This is a genomic window from Gammaproteobacteria bacterium (assembly GCA_016712635.1).
Classification (GTDB): domain Bacteria; phylum Pseudomonadota; class Gammaproteobacteria; order SZUA-140; family SZUA-140; genus JADJWH01.
The window spans coordinates 1-17,630 of record JADJQS010000001.1; the positions used below are offsets into that span (position 1 = coordinate 1).

Annotated in this window: 15 protein-coding genes and 2 pseudogenes; 1 reads left to right on the top strand and 16 read right to left on the bottom strand. The window is 63.2% G+C overall.

Annotated elements, in window-relative coordinates:
- Positions 1-853, top strand: a pseudogene (locus tag IPK65_00005) (homoserine O-succinyltransferase).
- Here IPK65_00005 and IPK65_00010 read toward each other — a convergent pair.
- The 16 genes and pseudogenes from IPK65_00010 to IPK65_00085 all read right to left on the bottom strand — a co-directional run bounded on the left by IPK65_00010 (position 829) and on the right by IPK65_00085 (position 17,598).
- Complete coding sequence (locus IPK65_00010) at positions 829-1,350, bottom strand: hypothetical protein (protein MBK8161574.1); 522 nt, start codon at positions 1,348-1,350, stop codon at positions 829-831. The pseudogene IPK65_00005 and the gene IPK65_00010 sit on opposite strands and share 25 nt — an antisense overlap.
- Positions 1,351-1,482: 132 nt before the next feature.
- On the bottom strand, positions 1,483-1,632 hold the full coding sequence (locus tag IPK65_00015; protein ID MBK8161575.1) for a hypothetical protein: 150 nt from the start codon (positions 1,630-1,632) through the stop codon (positions 1,483-1,485).
- Between the two features lie 87 nt (positions 1,633-1,719).
- Positions 1,720-2,309, bottom strand: a pseudogene (locus tag IPK65_00020) (flavin reductase family protein).
- Between the two features lie 287 nt (positions 2,310-2,596).
- Entirely contained in the window at positions 2,597-3,985 is a 1,389-nt protein-coding gene (locus IPK65_00025; GenBank protein ID MBK8161576.1) for a hypothetical protein, read from the bottom strand.
- A gap of 713 nt (positions 3,986-4,698) precedes the next feature.
- Positions 4,699-5,082 (bottom strand): hypothetical protein, encoded by a 384-nt coding sequence (locus tag IPK65_00030; protein MBK8161577.1) that lies wholly within the window; start codon positions 5,080-5,082, stop codon positions 4,699-4,701.
- A gap of 8 nt (positions 5,083-5,090) precedes the next feature.
- A complete protein-coding gene (locus tag IPK65_00035; protein ID MBK8161578.1) occupies positions 5,091-5,957 on the bottom strand; it encodes a DUF91 domain-containing protein in 867 nt (288 codons plus the stop codon).
- A gap of 126 nt (positions 5,958-6,083) precedes the next feature.
- Positions 6,084-6,722: a hypothetical protein gene (locus tag IPK65_00040; protein ID MBK8161579.1), complete on the bottom strand. Its 639-nt coding sequence runs from the start codon at positions 6,720-6,722 to the stop codon at positions 6,084-6,086.
- Between the two features lie 408 nt (positions 6,723-7,130).
- Entirely contained in the window at positions 7,131-7,601 is a 471-nt protein-coding gene (locus IPK65_00045; protein MBK8161580.1) for a hypothetical protein, read from the bottom strand.
- A 271-nt stretch (positions 7,602-7,872) separates the two neighbouring features.
- The gene (locus IPK65_00050) at positions 7,873-10,554 is read right to left on the bottom strand and encodes a GNAT family N-acetyltransferase (protein ID MBK8161581.1); all 2,682 of its coding nucleotides are present in this window, start codon (positions 10,552-10,554) and stop codon (positions 7,873-7,875) included.
- A gap of 97 nt (positions 10,555-10,651) precedes the next feature.
- Positions 10,652-11,047: a FixH family protein gene (locus IPK65_00055; protein MBK8161582.1), complete on the bottom strand. Its 396-nt coding sequence runs from the start codon at positions 11,045-11,047 to the stop codon at positions 10,652-10,654.
- A 7-nt stretch (positions 11,048-11,054) separates the two neighbouring features.
- Entirely contained in the window at positions 11,055-11,444 is a 390-nt protein-coding gene (gloA, locus tag IPK65_00060; GenBank protein ID MBK8161583.1) for a lactoylglutathione lyase, read from the bottom strand.
- A gap of 54 nt (positions 11,445-11,498) precedes the next feature.
- Complete coding sequence (locus IPK65_00065; protein ID MBK8161584.1) at positions 11,499-12,707, bottom strand: ABC transporter permease; 1,209 nt, start codon at positions 12,705-12,707, stop codon at positions 11,499-11,501.
- Entirely contained in the window at positions 12,707-13,465 is a 759-nt protein-coding gene (locus IPK65_00070) for an ABC transporter ATP-binding protein (protein MBK8161585.1), read from the bottom strand. The genes IPK65_00065 and IPK65_00070 overlap by 1 nt, the downstream gene beginning before the upstream one ends.
- Positions 13,462-14,781: an efflux RND transporter periplasmic adaptor subunit gene (locus IPK65_00075; protein ID MBK8161586.1), complete on the bottom strand. Its 1,320-nt coding sequence runs from the start codon at positions 14,779-14,781 to the stop codon at positions 13,462-13,464. Before IPK65_00075 ends, IPK65_00070 begins: the two co-directional genes overlap by 4 nt.
- Complete coding sequence (locus IPK65_00080; GenBank protein ID MBK8161587.1) at positions 14,781-16,265, bottom strand: efflux transporter outer membrane subunit; 1,485 nt, start codon at positions 16,263-16,265, stop codon at positions 14,781-14,783. The genes IPK65_00075 and IPK65_00080 overlap by 1 nt, the downstream gene beginning before the upstream one ends.
- A 109-nt stretch (positions 16,266-16,374) precedes the next feature.
- Positions 16,375-17,598, bottom strand: a complete 1,224-nt coding sequence (locus IPK65_00085) for an argininosuccinate synthase (GenBank protein ID MBK8161588.1) — start codon at positions 17,596-17,598, stop codon at positions 16,375-16,377.
- Positions 17,599-17,630: the final 32 nt, after the last annotated feature.

A 17,630-nucleotide genomic window follows, 5' to 3' on the forward strand; every position in this document is an offset into this window, starting at 1 on the left:
TGCGGACGGGCTGGACGCGCTCATCATCACCGGCGCTAACGTGACCCAGCCCGACCTCGCCGCCGAGCCGTTCTGGGAGCCGCTCATCGAGGTGATCGACTGGGCCGCCGAGCATGTCACGTCGATCTTATGCTCCTGCCTCGCGACGCACGCCGTGCTGCAGTTCCTGCCACGGCCAGCACTGGCGGCGCTGCCTGGCGAAGCGGGGCGTGTATCCGCACCGCGTGGTGAACGCGCGCCACACGCTGGTCGCCGACGTGAACAGCCTGTTCGACGTGCACCATTCGCGCTTCAACGAGATCGGGCGCGACCAGTTCGAGGCGGCCGGCCTGCAGGCTCTGGTGGAGAGCGACGTCGCCGGCGTACACCTCGCGGTGAGCGATGACCTGTTCCGCTTCGTCTACTTCCAGGGCACCCGGAATACGACACCATCAGCCTGCTCAAGGAATACAAGCGCGAGGTGAAGCTGTACGCCCAGGGCCTGCGCGCGGACTACCCGCCGTTTCCGGATCATTACTTCACCGACAAGTCACAGGCGATCCTCGAGGAATACCAGGACCGCCTCGCCGCCGCGCAGGCCCGCGGCGGGCCGGTGCCGGAATTCCCCGAGGACCACGTCCGCCCGGCGCTGCACAACACCTGGCACGACACCGCCGAGGCGGTCATCGACAACTGGATCGGCAAGGTCTACGAGGTCACCCACCACGCGACCGCAAGCTGCCGTTCAAAGGCCGGCATCGACCCGGCGGACCCGCTGGGGTTGCGCGAAAGCGCTAGACACCGTCAGGATGAAACCCGGCGTTATCCGGGATTCCCCTGCGCTGCCGCTCAAGAAATCAGTCCTGAAGACTGATGATCGTCACCGGGCCGGTTGCGCCGTCCGAAACCCCGCAGCGCCGACCACCTCAGCGATACGAACAGCGCAAACACGAGCGCCTGCGTCGCCGCGAAGGGCGCCTCCTGCTGTGTCGGCGCCAATTGCACGAGCATGGGTGTCCTGGCGAAGAGCTGCACGACCAGCACGAAGACATTGAGATAGAGCGCCGCCACGGCGGTAATGACGTACGTCGCCCGCCAACCGCCCGCCAGTTCTTTCCAGTAGTAGGCCATGAGACTGACGGCCAGGACCGCGAGCGATATTGTCCCCACGACATGCGCCGGCGTGACTGCCGCGGACGGGAAACCGAATCCGCTCACGCTGGTGAGGATCGTGGTCGCGAGGAAGAGTGCGGCCCAGCCCTCCAGCCGCGCTCCGCCCATGAGTCCGCCCACGACGACGAGTCCCGCGATGATACCCAGGACGCTGATGACGACATGGAGCAAGGTGAACATCGGCAGATCGAACAGCATGGCATCCTCCCGTGATGGCCGTGAGCGCAATCCCCGGCGCGAACCTCCCTGTGAAGCAACAGGGAGGAATCCTCCCCTCATCGCCAGTTTATACCGCGCACGCCATGTCCTGGCCGCAGCACATCGGCGATTTCACCTTGCCGTGTCCGCCCGGACATTCCGAGACGGTACCGACTTGCTGTCGGCCGTGGTGATCGTGCCATGCTTGAGTTCCTTGCCGCATTTGCCGCACGTCATGCTGCCGATCGACATCCCGCACTTCTTGCACGTGTACCCCGCCATGATCGCACCTCCCGTTCAGTCGTGGAAAGAACCGCCGCCCGCAGGATGAAACAGGGATACTGTACTGCTTTTCCGCTCCGACCCCAACTATCCCGGCATTGCGCCGGAATAAGGCTGACGGAACGATCTGCCGGACCAGGCGCCCGGCGGAATCTTCGCGCGCATCGCCTTTCTGCGATCCAGCCGGTGCCCGTCGACGATAAAGGTGCCGTCGCCGACGGCATGCGGGGTTCGCTTTCCTTACGGTCAATGTCGAAATACGGCATCATGCCCTCGAGGACGACGATATTGTGTTTCCTGACGATATCGATGACCTTGCATTCGATGTTAGCCAGGCACTCCCGGATCAGCGGCGCCCGGACGTATTTACCCTTCACCGGGGTCAACCCGAACCGCGCGAACTTGTCGGTATCGGCGCCGGAACAGGTCCCCACGCCGACGACCGTATCGATCAGGTCCACCGTCGGGATCGCGATGACGCACTCACGCGTCTTCTTCAGCGCGGCATAGGAGTGATTCCAGGGACCCGTGGTGATGGCGAACAGCGGCGTGAAGTCCATCACCATGGTCCAGGAGATGGTCATGATGTTCGCCTTCTTCCCGTCGCGGGTCGTAATGAAAACGACCGGGCCGGCTTCCATCAGGGTGAAGGCCTTGCCGATCGGAATCTTCTTCATCACCTCACCCTCCCGTTCATCAATGTAGCCCGGATGAAGCGCAGCGAAATCCGGGAAGCTTATAAGCTATCTCGCGAAATTAGGGGCTCCGACCCCTTAATGTTACAGTTTCGGATTGGGCTTCCTTCAGACCCCGCCTCGCGGCGACGCCCTTGCCCTTCTCCTTGCCTTCGGCTCTGCGAATACCTGGCCATAGGACTTGCACCTATGAAGTAACGCGCCATGCCCGGCGCACACGCTCGCGCTCACCCGCGCGGCCGCAGGCCGCGTCGTGGTGAAGCGGATGGTTAGGTAGTGCCATTGTCGGTCTGTTCCTTGGTTTGCTGCGCCGCGGCAGCGCCCGATTCTTCGGATGAACTCTTGGTGACCAATGCAAGTTGTGCATCAAGCCCGGGATAGAGTTTAGATAAGTCACCAAACATAGCGTTGACAAGCAACACTGCGTCCGGAAGCACGCTGTTTTGAGTCCGTTGCATTGGCATAGGAATCCTGTGCAATCGATGCAACGGATTGAAGCAATGCGTCATGCACGAGTTTCGAACAGCACCCCATTGCGAATGGGCAAACGCAGAAGTCCACCCATAGTAAAGATCGTAATGGTCCTTTGTGCCGCAATCGTCTGACATCCTGCGCAGATCCGAATCGCACCAATGTCCGAGCTCTATATCAACGAACTCTTGGAAAAAGTCCTCATTCGAAAGTGTCTCTAATGTCTCGAGTCCTACAAAGGAAGGCGGAACTCCGGACGCTTCGTCGAGCTTTAGTAGAGACAGTTTTGCTTGGCCCGCGCCATATGCTCGATAGCGATTCCACAACTTGTGATCGTCGCTCTTGGCGAGGTAGGCAAGGTTAATGCGTGCCTCTACGAGTGCGCGCAGTAGCAGACGACCGGATATTCCTTGATCGTTGCGAGCGAAGAGCATCTCAGATGCCAGGGCCAAGCCATACGAAACGAGCCCGAACGCGCCGTCATGTCGTGCATCGACCCCCGTCGTTGTGACGGTGGACACCCAATGATCAACCAATGCGTTGTCTGTCGCGACAAGTTTGTCGAAGGTCGCGCGATAGTCGTAGACAGCCTTATTCGTACGGTCTAGGGGTCGCGGAGTGCAATTTGTTCTCGCGAGGCACTCCGACCAGAAGAGACGGCTCCAATCTGTCGCTTGCTCACATGACACAGAGCAGAAGGCAAGTTCAGTCGATCGAATAGTCGGTCGTACCTTTCGCATGTCACCACGGTTCGGATACTCGATGAGCTCAGCTACTGTTTCTCGGCCCTCTGGGCCGAAGTAGATCAATCCCAGAGCCATCTTGAAGATTACTGTGAGCCAACGAACATCGGTGGACTCTTGGGACTGATGATCTAGCGTGAGGAGCACTCCTTGGGCGAGAGTCTGCAAATCCGCGTCCTGCAGTTCGGAGGCGATGTACTTCCTCCAGGTCTCTCTCCGGGGCAATCCTTCAAGAATTAGCAGGGGGCGCAGCGCAGCATATCCGAGAGGATGCTTCGATACCTCCTTCACAATTGTTTCAATGAAAATCTCGGGCATCTTCCCGAGAGCTGAGTGTGCAAGCGACCAATCTTTGATATCGGGAGTCTCGCGATGGGAGAACCCGCTTTCTGCGATCTTGCGAAAGATAGAGATTACCTCAAGCCTTGGAATCACAGCAATCACGAGGCACGCCCAAAGCATCTCTGGCAGGCGATCATTTACCCACGACTGGGGTGACAGAGCCGAGAGTTGATTAAAGGGCGGTACGAGTCGCTTTCCTACGCGCTTATGTTGATCAAGCGAGCTTGTATTCCGACTGCGACGATGCCGAGACTTTCGTTTCTTAGACATTGGACTGGGCAGTGGTGCTTTTGGCACTACCTAACTGCCACAATAAGGCGCGCCGCGGAGCGGCGTCGCAGTGAGCGAAGCGAACGACTTGATTGCGTTGTTAGGCGCTAGTTTATGGCGCATCTCTAGTTTTCCATACTCGGATTCTCGCCAATTTATCTTTATCATCAAACTCCCAGAATGCCGTCACTGAAGTTTCAAGCGGTACACCTTGATATTTGCCCAACTCTCCCCGAATGTACTTACCTGTAGTGTGTTCATTGCTACCTTGTAAACGGGCGTCATACCACCCATTCTGTGACGCGATATGTCTCACATCCAGGAAACTGCTGCCAAGTGGCGTAGTATTCTCTAACCAGCTCCTAACCAGTGGCTCAGGCCGTCGTAACGGATTCAACCATGACAATGCGACAAATGATATTGCGACAGCAATAACTGCTATGCCGAGTTTTCGTACCATGTAGCTTAGCGCCTAACGAATTAACTAACGGGCGCGCCGTCTTTCGGCGCGTCCGTGTTGAGTGAATGGTTGGGCGGCAGCGTCCTCATGGCGCAAACCCTTTCACGCTCCATACAAGAAAGGCGAACGTCCACAGTAGAGGCTGAGCAAATGATATCGGGATTAACGTCATGAGCAGCCACCGCTTGCGCGACTGTTTAAGGAACAACCATGCACCAACAACGCAGAAACCGAAGACGGCATAGCTCAGTCTAGATACACCTTCAATCACGACCATGGATAAGCCGCTGTCATACAGAATTTGTTCAATATTTGGAAGCGCTGATGAGGCCAAAGCCGAAACGATTAGTGCAGGCACAACCCCTCGACCACCGACGCGGTGCTCCCCAAGGCGAGAAAACGCGACGTATGCGATGAAGCCGCCCACTACGGCCGCAATTACAGGAAGAAAAAGGGGATACAGAAACATCTACGGGCTTACTCCCTCTGCCGCCCAACGCCGCTGTTCAGCGGCGAATTTGTTGTGGCGCAGCTTTTGCGCCTTTTGCAAAAGGTGTGACACGGCAAATTCGTCCGTTTGGAACGCCTTGTTAGCGGCTTGCAGTACTCTGCTCCATCGGAGAAGAGAAATCTTACGCTGTACTTCCTTAAAGCGAGGTTGGGAACCACTCTAGCAGCTGCTTTCGCTCGCGAGTCAAAGTCCGAGGCCACTAAAATTCCTCTGACGCCAGCACCATCTTGCTCCGCGATGATGTCCCCCATATAGCTCAATATCTGCGCCACGGCCCGCGGCCCTGCAACTCCGGTTTTCAGTTCAATGACGACGGTGACACCCGATTGATCGCGCGCTGTGATGTCTATGAAGCCTGACTCCACCGACCGCTCCGCCCCATCGTCGATGATGGTCAATCCGGATTCCAATTGGTCAATCCTTGAGCGAAGAGCCGCCTGCATATCTCTCTCGAGACCAATCCTTTGGGTAACTTCCTCGTCTGGCACTACCGCACGTGCAATTGGTGTCGGTTCATCAATGACATCCGCAGGCGCCATTAGGGGGTCGTTTCGGAATAGTCGATATCTTCGTACGGCATCACGGTACGACGCCAAATTCGAATACAGGTCACCGTTGATCGGAATATTCGTGGGATTCGGCCGGCCAACTTGCTTATCGTTTGCCGAGTACTGCAAAGCCGCAATAACACTTTCAAGTCTATCGGTCTCGTAGTGTGTGTCGAGATCACCAAAATATTCTTCGACCCTTCCTGCGCGATGCAGTTGAGCAGTAATTGTCCCTGGTTGATATCTCTGCTGATCGAGCCACTGCTCGTACTGTTCCTTTCTCATGCTGCTTACTCTGGTTTGTGCTCTGGGCCGCTAACGTCGCAATTCACCGGAGGCAAAAAGCATAGCTACGATCGAGCGACGCTTTTTGACGTCCGCGTGAAATTGCCTTGTTAGCTGTTGTTGCTATCATTTAACCAAAAACTCCCCATCAGCTTTTCCAATAACAATCTTTGGTTTTTCTCCATTAAATGGAACTTCAACAACCCAAACTCCTGTAAATATTGGAGTTGACACCTTTGTGAAGTGCCACGAAAGTAATGACTTTACAGAATTGATAATTACAGGAATGTCCTGAAGAATATTATTGATACCTTTATCGTTTCCCCAAGGGTTATCAGCATGTAGAAATTTACCTAATCGATCATAAAACGATGAAAACTGTTTTTTGGTTAGTGCTCCATCCTCTCTTTTATCAAAATGCCATCTCCCTGGGCCTTTGCTAATAGGTGAAGAAACTGGCTTTGGATAAAAGTCCTTATTTATTTTCGAGAGCATCTCTAAAATTTTACCTGCGTGATAGTCCCTCGTGTAATCTGACTGTCGATCTGCTTTAGCACGGTACTCTTTATATTCTTTTTTATTTGGGGCAATTGCAGCATACGCAACGCACTCAAGAGATTTGCGCATTTGCAATATAGCGGACTCAAGAAAATATACGTTTCCTGATTCTTTATGGAATTCCAAAAACACCTCACATGCCCTGAGCCGATCAAGACATTCTTCCACTTTTCCAAGATAAATCTTCTGTAATTGAATTTCACTCATAACTTATACAGCTAACGTTTGAGTTGAGGGGCCGCACGGCAGCGCAGCTGGCGGGCAGACCCAGTGAGCAAAGCGAACGACTCGAACGATTTGTTAGGCCACGGTTGGTTCATGCTGTAAATACCACCAAAGTACCCACAAGGCGACGAGAATAGGAAAAAGTAGTTTTCCATAAAACAATTTTTTCTGTGCAGTGGGCAAGTAACGATCGCTATAGTATGGCCACCAAGGATCCATCCATAACAGTAGGCTGAAGAACTTCCCTTTTTCCTCAGGCTTGGCCTGAGCATATGCAACAAAGCCAAAACGCCGTAAACTACACTGAGAACGCACGCTACTAGTAATGTAATTGTCAAATAAGGCATTGGGTAGTGGCCTAACGTCTGACATAACCGGCGCTGCGCGGCTTCATCGCGCAGCGTCCGTGTTGATGGATGGGTTGGGCATCACATTGGATACCACGCGAAGTGAGCCACGCAGCGGCAAGAAACTAAGGAGGTTGCTCCATGTGCCAATAGTTTTCCAGCAACCGTTACTTGGGGCTTGAAGCTCCGCCTTCACGTAACGCTTGCCACGATAGTGCTCTAGAACACGAAATTGGCCCGATAGGAAGCCAACGACGGCTGCAATGTATTCGTCTACGCGCGATGGCTTTGTGCAAGGGAACCACTCCAGCCAGAAATGGCTGACTGAGAAATGCAGTTCATCGTTGTTTTGAAGCGCGAGCCACACTTCGTGGTTTAGCTCAGGCTGCACGGGCAAGCGAAAGCTCAGTTCGACGGGTGCCTCAGGTTCCTCAATCATTCGGAGGGAAGGAAAACGAGCGGCTATTTCAGCAATAGCTTTACGTGCAATAGCCATCTCGGCGGTCGGATTCATGATGCCCAACAGTTAATTAGACGGAATCGTTGATATTGGTGATAGGCCGATTCCGTATAGCACACCTCACCCATTCCCAACCCCTTGCTCCCCAAGATATCAACTCCATCAAACACAGCGTCGCGATACGTTAGTACATCACACCCGGCTTCCTGATTCGCGTACCCGGTCGCCCGCTGCAAGCCAGATATTTGACGACTACTTTATATAGGTGACCGCCCCATCACAAGGATGACGGACATAACCCGACGCGGGTAATAACTTCGTATTATTACAACGCCAGCGTCACCCGCTTGACGCCGTCGTCGGCGGCCACCCCGCTGATGCGGAACCCCAGCGCCTCCGCCAGCGCGAGCATCTCGGTGTTCTGCGCCAGCACCTCGCCCTCCATGGTGTCGAGGCCGCGCACGCGCGCGATCTCGATCAGGCGCTGCATCAGGCGGTGGCCGATGCCCTTGCGGTGCCAGGCGTCGGCGACGACGATGGCGAATTCGCAGGAGCGGCGGTCGGGGTTGACGACGTAGCGCGCCACGGCGACTTCGCGCTCCTGGTCGCCATGGCTGACGACGGCGATCAGCGCCATCTCGAGGTCGTAATCGATCTGCGTGAAGCGCACCAGCATCTCCGGGGTCAGCTCCTGCAGGCTCTGCATGAAGCGCAGGTATTTTGCCTCGGGTGACAGTCCGCGCACGAACGCCTGCTCGATGCGCGCATCCTCGGGGCGGATCGGCCGCAGCGTGACGTCGGTGCCGTCGGGGAGCTGGTAGGAGAGGGCGAGGTCGGCCGGATAGGGGTGGATCGCCATGTGGGCGTAGGGCCGCGTGGCCGGCGCGGGAAAGGCGACGCGCACGCGCGCATCGAGCGCCAGCACACCGCGGTCGTCGACCATCAGCGGGTTGATGTCGAGCTCGCGCAGTTGCGGCAGCTCGCACACCAGATCCGACACGCGCCGCAGCAGCGTGACCAGCGCGGCGATGTCCGCCGGCTTCATGCCGCGGAAGGCCTGCAGCAGCCCATACACGCGCGCGCCGGCGATCATCTCGCTGGCGATGAAATCGTTGAGCGGCGGCAGCGAGACGACGCGGTCGCGCAGGATCTCCACCATGGTGCCGCCGGCGCCGCAACTGATCGCGGGCCCGAACACGGGATCAGACACCACGCCCACCAGCAGCTCGCGCGCGTTCGGATTGCGGTACATCGGCTCGATGGTCACGCCGCGGATCACCGCCTCGGGCCGCTGCCGCCCGACCGACTCGACCAGGTCCTTGAAGGCGTGACGCACCTCCGCCGCACCGGCGACGTCGAGGCGCACGCCGCCGACGTCGGACTTGTGCGAGATCTCCGGTGAATCGATCTTGAGCGCGACCGGGAAACCGAGGTTCTCCGCCACCACCAGCGCCTCGTCGGCGTCGCGCGCCGCGACGGTGGGCACCACCGGGATGCGGAACGCGCGCAGCAGCGCCTTGGCCTCCAGCGGCGTCAGCACCTCGCGCCCCTGCGCCAGCGCACCCTCCACGATCAGGCGTGCGCCCTCGACGTCCGGCGCCTCATGATAGGAAAGCGGTCCCGGCACCTGCAGCAGCAACTGCTGGTTGCGGTGATAGGCGGCGAGATAGGAGAACGCCTCGACCGCCTCCTCCGGCGTGTCGAAGTGCGGGATCCTGTGGCGCGCGAACAGCGCCCGCGCATCCTCCACCTGGGTGTCGCCCATCCAGCAGGTCAGCACCGGTTTCGCGCTGTCCGCCGCGGCATCGACCACCGCCTGCGCGGCCTCGAGCGGATGCGTCATCGCCTGCGGCGTCAGCATGGCGAGTACGCCGTCGACCCCGGCATCGGCGAGGCAGACTCCGACCGCCTGGCGATAGAGTCCCGGTCCCGCGTCGCCGAGCAGGTCGATCGGGTTGCCGCCCGACCAGCGCGCGCCGAGCGCCGCACCGAGGTCACGCGCGGTCGCCTCGCCCGGCGCCGCCAGCGCGACATCCTTCTCCGCGGCGCGGTCCGCCGCCATGACGCCGGGGCCGCCGCCGTTGGTGACGATCGCCAGCCGGTTGCCATACGCGTGGAACCGTCCGCTGGCGAGGATCTCCGCGGCGGCGAACATCTGCTTGACGGTATAGGCGCGCACCGCGCCGGCGCGGCGCAGGGCCGCGTCGAACACGTCGTCGCCGCCGACCAGCGCGCCGGTGTGCGACAGCGCCGCGTGCGCGCCCTCGCCGTGGCGCCCGGCCTTGATCACCACCACCGGCTTGAGTCGCGCGGCCGCGCGCAGGCCGCTGAGGAAATTGCGCGCGTCGTGCACGCTCTCGATGTAGAGCAGGATGCCGCGGGTGGACGCGTCGAGCGCGAGGAATCCGAGCAGGTCGCCGAAATCTACGTCGACGGCATTGCCGAGCGAGACCACGGCGGAGAAGCCGACCTCGCGCGCCTGCGCCCAGTCGAGGATGGCGGTGCACAGCGCGCCCGACTGCGAGACCAGCGCGAGCTGCCCGGCCGGCACCTGGTTGTTGCTGAAGGTGGCGTTCAGGCCGTGGCGCGGGACCATGATGCCGAGGCAGTTCGGCCCGACCAGGCGCACGCCGTGCGCGCGCGCGGCGTCGCGCACCTGTTCCTCCAGCGAGCGCCCGTCCCCGCCGATCTCGCCGAAACCGGCCGACAGCACCACCGCGGCGCGCACCCCGGCCTCGCCGCACTGGCCAATGATACCGGGCACGGTGGCCGCGGGTGTCGCGATCACCGCCATATCGACCGGCGCGCCGACGGCGCCCAGCGCGGGATAGCAGCGGAGGCCCTGCACGGTCTCGTACTTGGGATTGACCGGATAGAGGCCGCCGGCGTAGCCACCCTGCCGCAGGTTGCGCAGCACGATCTCGCCGACCGCCTCCGCCCGCTCGGTGGCGCCGAACACGGCGACCGACTGCGGATCGAACAGGCGGTCGAGGTAGTGGGGACCCATATAAAAGACGGAGAGGTGTGTGGCGTTAGGTGTGAGGAGTCAAGAATGAATCACGTCCAGACGTTCGCCTAACGCCTCACACCTCACCCCTCACGTTTCACTCCGGCCACTCCAGCGTGTAGTCGAATGCGGCCGTGCGCGCCTGGCCGGCGCAGGTGAACGTCACCTCGATGCGCCAGTCGCCGCCCATGGTGTATTCGGACGAGGCGCCGGTGTAGACTCCGCCGCCTGTGTCTCCCATGGTCACGACGGTATTGTCGCTCGACATCTCCATACCAGGCATGTGTTGCCGGAATGTGACGACGCAACCTTCCGCGGGCTCGCCATCCTGCACCAGGCTGAGCCTGAGTTCACCCGGCGCGCCCACCTGCAGCGGCGCGGGTTTCGTCTGCAGCGCGGCCGTGTAGCCGTCGACCGTCGTCGTCTGCGCGCCGCCCCAGCCGGAACACGCCGTCAGCCATAATGCTCCCGATAATATCCCGGTTCGTCTCATAGCGTCCTCAATGCGGTTTAGCCTGGATCAGTTCGATGCGGTACCCGTCGGGATCCTCGACGAAGGCGATCACGGTGGTGCTGTGTTTCATCGGGCCCGCCTCGCGCACCACCCTGCCTCCGCGGCGCTTGATCTCGGCGCAGGCGGCGTAGGCATCGTCCACCTCGACGGCGATGTGGCCGAAGCCGGTGCCGGGCTCGTAACGCTCGGTGCCCCAGTTGTATGTCAGTTCGATGACAGCCCCGTCGGATTCGGGACCGAAACCGACGAAGGCGAGGGTGAACTTGCCGTCGGGGTACTCCTGCAGGCGCAGCAGGCGCATGCCGAGCACCTCGGTGTAGAACTTGAGCGAGCGGTCGAGATCACCGACGCGGATCATGGTATGGAGAATGCGCATGCGGCCAGTGTACGGGCAAACGCCGCCCGAGAAAAGTGCGGCGCGGGGACGCCGTTACTCGTGGCGCAGCGCCTCGATCGGGTCCAGCCGCGCCGCGCGGCGCGCGGGGAAATAGCCGAACAGCACGCCGATACCGGCCGAGAACAGGAAGGACAGCAGGTTGATGCCGGGCTGGAACAGATACGGCACCTGCATCACCTGGGCCAGCACGAAGGAGGCGGCGGTGGCGAGCAGCACGCCGATCAGTCCGCCCAGCGCGGCGAGCACCACGGCCTCGATCAGGAACTGCAGCAGCACCTCGTATTCGAGCGCGCCGATCGCGAGGCGCAGGCCGATCTCGCGCGTGCGCTCGGTGACGCTCACCAGCATGATATTCATGATGCCGATGCCGCCCACCAGCAGGCTGACCGCGGCGACCGCGCCGAGCAGCGTGGTCATCACCCGGGTGGTGCTCGACATGGTATCGGCGATCTGGCGCGTGTCGAGTACGTTGAAATTGTCGATATCGGCGGCGGACAGTTTCCGGCGCTCGCGCAGCAGCGCGGTGACGGCCGCCTGCACCTGCGCGCTGTCGGCCCCTTCCTCCATCGACACCAGCAGGGTGCGGACATTGAGGTTGCCGGTCACGCGGCGCTGCACGGTGCGCAGCGGCAGCACGACGATGTCGTCCTGATCCATGCCCATGGCGCCCTGCCCCTTCGCTGCCAGCAGGCCGATCACGACGCAGGAGAACTGCTTGACGCGGATGCTCTGCCCCAGCGGGTCGGCGCCGCCGAACAGCTCGCGCCGCACCGTGGCGCCGATGACGCACACCGCCGCGCCGGCGCGCTCCTCCGCCGCGTCGTAGATGCGGCCGCCGGCCAGCTTCCAGTTACTGATGTCGAAGTAATTGGCGCTGGAGCCGCTGGCGCTGGTGGACCAGTTGTTGGCGCCGTAGACCACCGTGACGGTGGACGTCACCTGCGGCGCCACCGCCCGGACGCCGCCGATCTGGGTCGCGATCGCCGTTGCGTCGGCCTCCTTGAACGGCGGCGCGCCGAAACCGCCGCCGCCCGGCCCCAGGCGCTGGCCCGGACGGACCATGAGCAGGTTGCTGCCCAGGCTGGAGATCTGGTCCGACACCGCCTGCGTCGCGCCGCGCCCGAGCGTCACCATGGTGATCACCGCGCTGACGCCGATGACGATGCCGAGGGTGGTGAGGAACGAACGCAGCAGATTGCGGCGGATCGCCCGCAGCGCCAGCAGCAGCGCGTTCCACCACATCAGACGGCCCCCGCACGTTCGCCCGCGGCCGCAGCGGCGGGCTGCGCGCCATCGTGATCGATGCGGCCGTCGACGAAACGCACGATGCGGCGCGCATAGGCGGCCATCTCGGCCTCGTGCGTCACCATCAGCACGGTGATGCCACGCTCCGCGTTGAGCGCGCGCACCAGTTCCATGATTTCGTGGCTGCGCCGGGTGTCGAGATTGCCGGTCGGCTCATCCGCCAGCAGCACCGCGGGCCGGGTGACGATAGCGCGCGCGATCGCGACGCGCTGCTGCTGTCCGCCCGACAACTCGGCCGGGGTGTGGTGCTCCCAGCCCGCCAGCCCCACCGAGGCCAGCGCCTCGCGCGCGGCGGCACGGCGCGCGGCCGCGCCCTCTCCGCGATAGAGCAGCGGCAGCTCGACGTTCTCCTGCGCGGTGGTGCGCGCCAGCAGGTTGAAGCCCTGGAACACGAAGCCGAAGTAGCGTCGGCGCAGGCGTGCGCGCTGGTCGCGCGTGAGGCGCTCGACGTGGGCGCCGCGGAACAGGTAGTCGCCGCCGGTCGGCGAGTCCAGGCAGCCGAGGATGTTCATCATCGTCGACTTTCCCGAGCCGCTCGGCCCCATGATCGCGACGAAGCTCCCGGCCGCGATGTCGAGATCCACCCCGCGCAGGGCCTGGAAGGCGGCGATGCCCTGGCCATACACCTTGGTGACACCGCGCAGCCGGATCAGCGGCGCGGCGGCATCCTGCCCGTTCGCCGGCGCGGCATTCACGATGCCCCCGCCGCCCGCCGCCCGGTGATAACCTCCATGCCGGGCTGCAGTTGCTCACTTCTGACCTCGGTCAGGAAGCCGTTGCTCACGCCGGTCTCCACCGGAACGGCGACAGCCGTGCCGTCGCGCAGCACCCACACCTGCCGCCCCACCACGACCCTGTCGTTGACGGTCCTGCTCTTGACACCGGTACGCGGCGGACGCGGCATCAGGCTCGACACCAGCCCGCCGCCGTCCTGCTGCGGCGCCGAGTCGGTATCCGCGCCGTCCGCCGGCGTGAAGCGCAACGCCGCATTGGGCACCAGCAGTACACCCTGGCGCTCGGTGGCCGTGATCTGCGCCGTCGCCGTCATGCCCGGACGCAGGCTGAGATCGGCGTTGTCCACCGCCAGCACGGTGACGTAGGTCACCACGTTGTCCTGGGTCGTCGAGCCGTAATCGACCCGGGTCACGGCGGCGGGATAATCGCGATTGGGATAGGCGCTCACGGTGAAGGTGGCGCGCTGCCCTTCGCTGACCTGTCCGACGTCGGCCTCGTCGACATTGACCTCGAGTTTCATCTGGGCCAGGTCCTCGGCCAGGGTGAACAGTATCACCGCCTGCAGCGAGGCGGCGACGGCATTGCCGGGATCGACCGAGCGCGCCAGCACCACGCCGTTGATGGGCGAGCGGATGGCCGCCTTGGAGAGGTTCGTATCGGCGGAGCTGAGCGCGGCGCGCGCCTCGGCCACACCGGCGCCGGCACTGGCCTCGTCCGCCAGCGCGCGCTGCAGGGCGGCCTGGGCGGCGGCCAGCTCGGATTGCGAGGGAACCTGGCCGCCGGACAGGCGCGACACCTCTTCCAGACGCGCGAGGTTGTCGCGCGCCTCGCTCGCCGTGGCGGCGGCCTGCCGCACCGTGGCCTCGGCCGCGGTCAGCGCCGCGCGCGCCTGTGTGACCTGATCGTTCAGTTTGGCGGTATCAAGCTCGACCAGGACCTGTCCCTTCTTCACGCGATCGTTCACATCCACCAGCACGCGCGCAACCGTACCGGACAGCTCGCTGCCGATGTCCACCTGATTGGTCGGCTGCAGGATGCCGTTGGCGGTGACCTGCACGGTGAGATCTCCGCGCGTCACGGCTGAAGTCATGTAACCCGGCAGCGCGTCGGCGCGCCGATGTCCCTGCCACAACAGGATGCCGATGATCACCGCGACGATCAGCGCGCCCGCGCTCCAGGGCCCGGGCCGGCGCCACCATGGTCGCGCGTCGCTATCGCCGATCAGTTGGTCGATGTCCCCGCTGGAATCGGGGGTCGTGGAATTCTGCGTCACCATCAGGTACTCCCTTGCGCCGCCACCGGCGGTGCGTCATCGAGATCATCGTCGGCGGCGGCGGGCGTCCAGCCGCCGCCCAGCGCCTTGTACAGGCGGACGTAATCGGCGCCGAGTTCCGCCTCGGTGCCGGCCACGCCGTCCTGCGCGCTGAGCAGCGTGCGCTGCGTCTCGAGCACCGTCTGGAAATCTATCAGTCCGCTCGCGTAGCGGTTGTCGGCCAGCAGCGCGGCATTGCGCGCCGCCTCCGCCGCACGCCGCTGCGCCGCCAGTTGCTCGCGCGCCTTGCGCAGCGCGACCAGCGCATCCTCGACATCCCGCAGCGCGGTCAGCACGACGGCGCGGTAATCCTCCTGCGCCTCGTCGAGCACCGCCTGGCGCACGCGCACCTGGGCGCGGCGGCCGCCGTTGTCGAACACGGGCAGGCTCACGCTCGCGAGCAGCGAACGCAGCACCGCTCCGCCCTCGGACAGGCCCGCGACGGTGAGCGCGCTGAGACCGAGTGAACCGCCGAGCGAGAACGAGGGCAGCCGGTCCGCCGTCGCCTGGTCCACGCGCGCGGCGGCTGCGACCACCTGCGCCTCGGCGGCGCGGACATCGGGGCGCTGGCGCAGGGTCTCGGCCGGGATGACGAGCGCCAGATCCTCCGGCGCCGCGGGCAGCGGAGCCGTCGCCGACAGGGCGGCCGGCGAAGTGCCCGGCGACTGCCCGGCGAGCACGGCGAGGCTGTTCAGGGTCTGGGCGATGCCCGTCTCGAGCACCGGCAGTTGCGCCCGCGTCTGTTCGACGGCGGCGCGCGCCTGCTCCACCTCCAGCGAGGTCACCAGGCCGGCCTGGGCGCGCCACTGCGTCAGGCGCAGTGTCTGCTCCTGGCTGGCGAGGTTTTCACGCGCGATGTCGAGCCGCGCCTGCAGGCCGCGCAATTGCAGGTAGGCCACCGCCACTTCGGCGGCCACCGATACGCGCGTGTCGGCCAGGCTGCCGACGCTGGCCTCGACGTCGGCATCGGCCGCGACCACGCCGGAACGCGTGGCGCCAAAGATGTCGGGCTCCCAGCTCGCGTCGAATCCGGCGCGATACTGGCTGACCGCGCTGTCGCCACCCGACTTGCTGCGCTGCGCCGAGGCGGACGCGGTGACGGCAGGCCCCAGTCCCGCCGCGGTCACATCGCGCTGCGCGCGGGCCTGGCGCAGACGCGCGCGCGCAGCCCGCACGTCTGTGCTGGCCACCAGGGAGCGCGTGACGAGATCAGTCAGCACGGGATCATTGAAGCGCATCCACCATTGCGCGAGCGTGGCGGAGGCCGCATCGGCGGCGGCCGGCACCCCGTCGCTCCAGGCGGCGGGCACAGTGACGCCGTGGTCCGGTGTCAGGCGCGCGGAGGGCGCGGCGGCACATCCCGGCAGGGCGATGATGATCGCCGCGAACCAGCCCGCCCAGGTGGCATGACATATGAGGATGCGAGGGAATGCGAACGGGTGTTTCATCGGATCTGCGCGGATAACCGTCCTGCCTTGTTCAGAAAAACCGTCCCGGTTGCGGCGCGATCCGCGGACGCCCGGCGCGGCCGGGCCGCGCTCGGGCGCCTTCTCACCCTCAGGTGAGCGGGCGTCGCTTGCGCGCCGCGATGCGCATGCGCAGGGCGTTCAGCTTGATGAAGCCGCCCGCGTCCTTCTGGTCATAGGCGCCGGCGTCGTCCTCGAAGGTGGCGATGGTCGCGTCGAACAGCGAGTCGGTCTTTGAATCGCGGCCGGTGACGATGACGTTGCCCTTGTACAGCTTGACGCGCACCCAGCCGTTGACGTGCTGCTGCGTGTGGTCGATCAGCGTCTGCAGCGTGACCCGCTCGGGACTCCACCAGTAACCGTTGTAGATCAGGCTGGCGTAGCGCGGCATCAGGTCGTCCTTCAGATGGGCGACCTCGCGGTCGAGCGTGATCGATTCGATGGCGCGGTGCGCCTTGAGCAGGATGGCGCCGCCCGGGGTTTCGTAGCAGCCGCGCGACTTCATGCCGACGTAGCGGTTTTCCACCAGGTCGAGGCGGCCGATGCCGTGCTTGCCGCCGAGCCGGTTGAGTTCGGCAAGCAGCGCGTGCGCGGGCATGCGCTTGCCGTTGAGCGCGACGAGGTCGCCGCGCTCGAATTCGAGGTCGAGGTATTCGGCGGCATCGGGCGCCGCCTCCGGCGACACCGTCCAGCGCCACATCGACTCCTCGGCCTCGGCGGCCGGATTCTCGAGGTGACGGCCCTCGTAGCTGATGTGCAGCAGGTTGGCGTCCATCGAATAGGGCGAGCCGCCCTGCTTGTGCTTCATATCGACCGGGATGCCGTGCCGCTCGGCGTAGGCCAGCAGCTTCTCGCGCGACAGCAGGTCCCACTCGCGCCACGGCGCGATGATCCTGACGCCGGGCTTGAGCGCATAGGCGCCGAGCTCGAAGCGCACCTGGTCGTTGCCCTTGCCGGTGGCGCCGTGCGAGATCGCGTCCGCGCCGGTGATGTCGGCGATCTCCACCAGCCGCTTGGCGATCAGCGGGCGCGCGATCGAGGTGCCGAGCAGGTATTCGCCTTCATATACGGTGTTGGCGCGGAACATCGGGAACACGAAGTCGCGCACGAATTCCTCACGCAGGTCGTTGATGTAGATCTCGCGCACGCCCATCGCCTCCGCCTTGCGCCGCGCCGGATCGAGTTCCTCGCCCTGGCCGATGTCGGCGGTGAAGGTGACGACCTCGCAGCCGTAGGTGTCCTGCAGCCAGCGCAGGATGACGGAGGTATCGAGTCCGCCGGAATAGGCGAGGACGACTTTCTTTATATCTGCCATTGTCTTATCCGTAAGGAGTAAAGGGTTAGCGG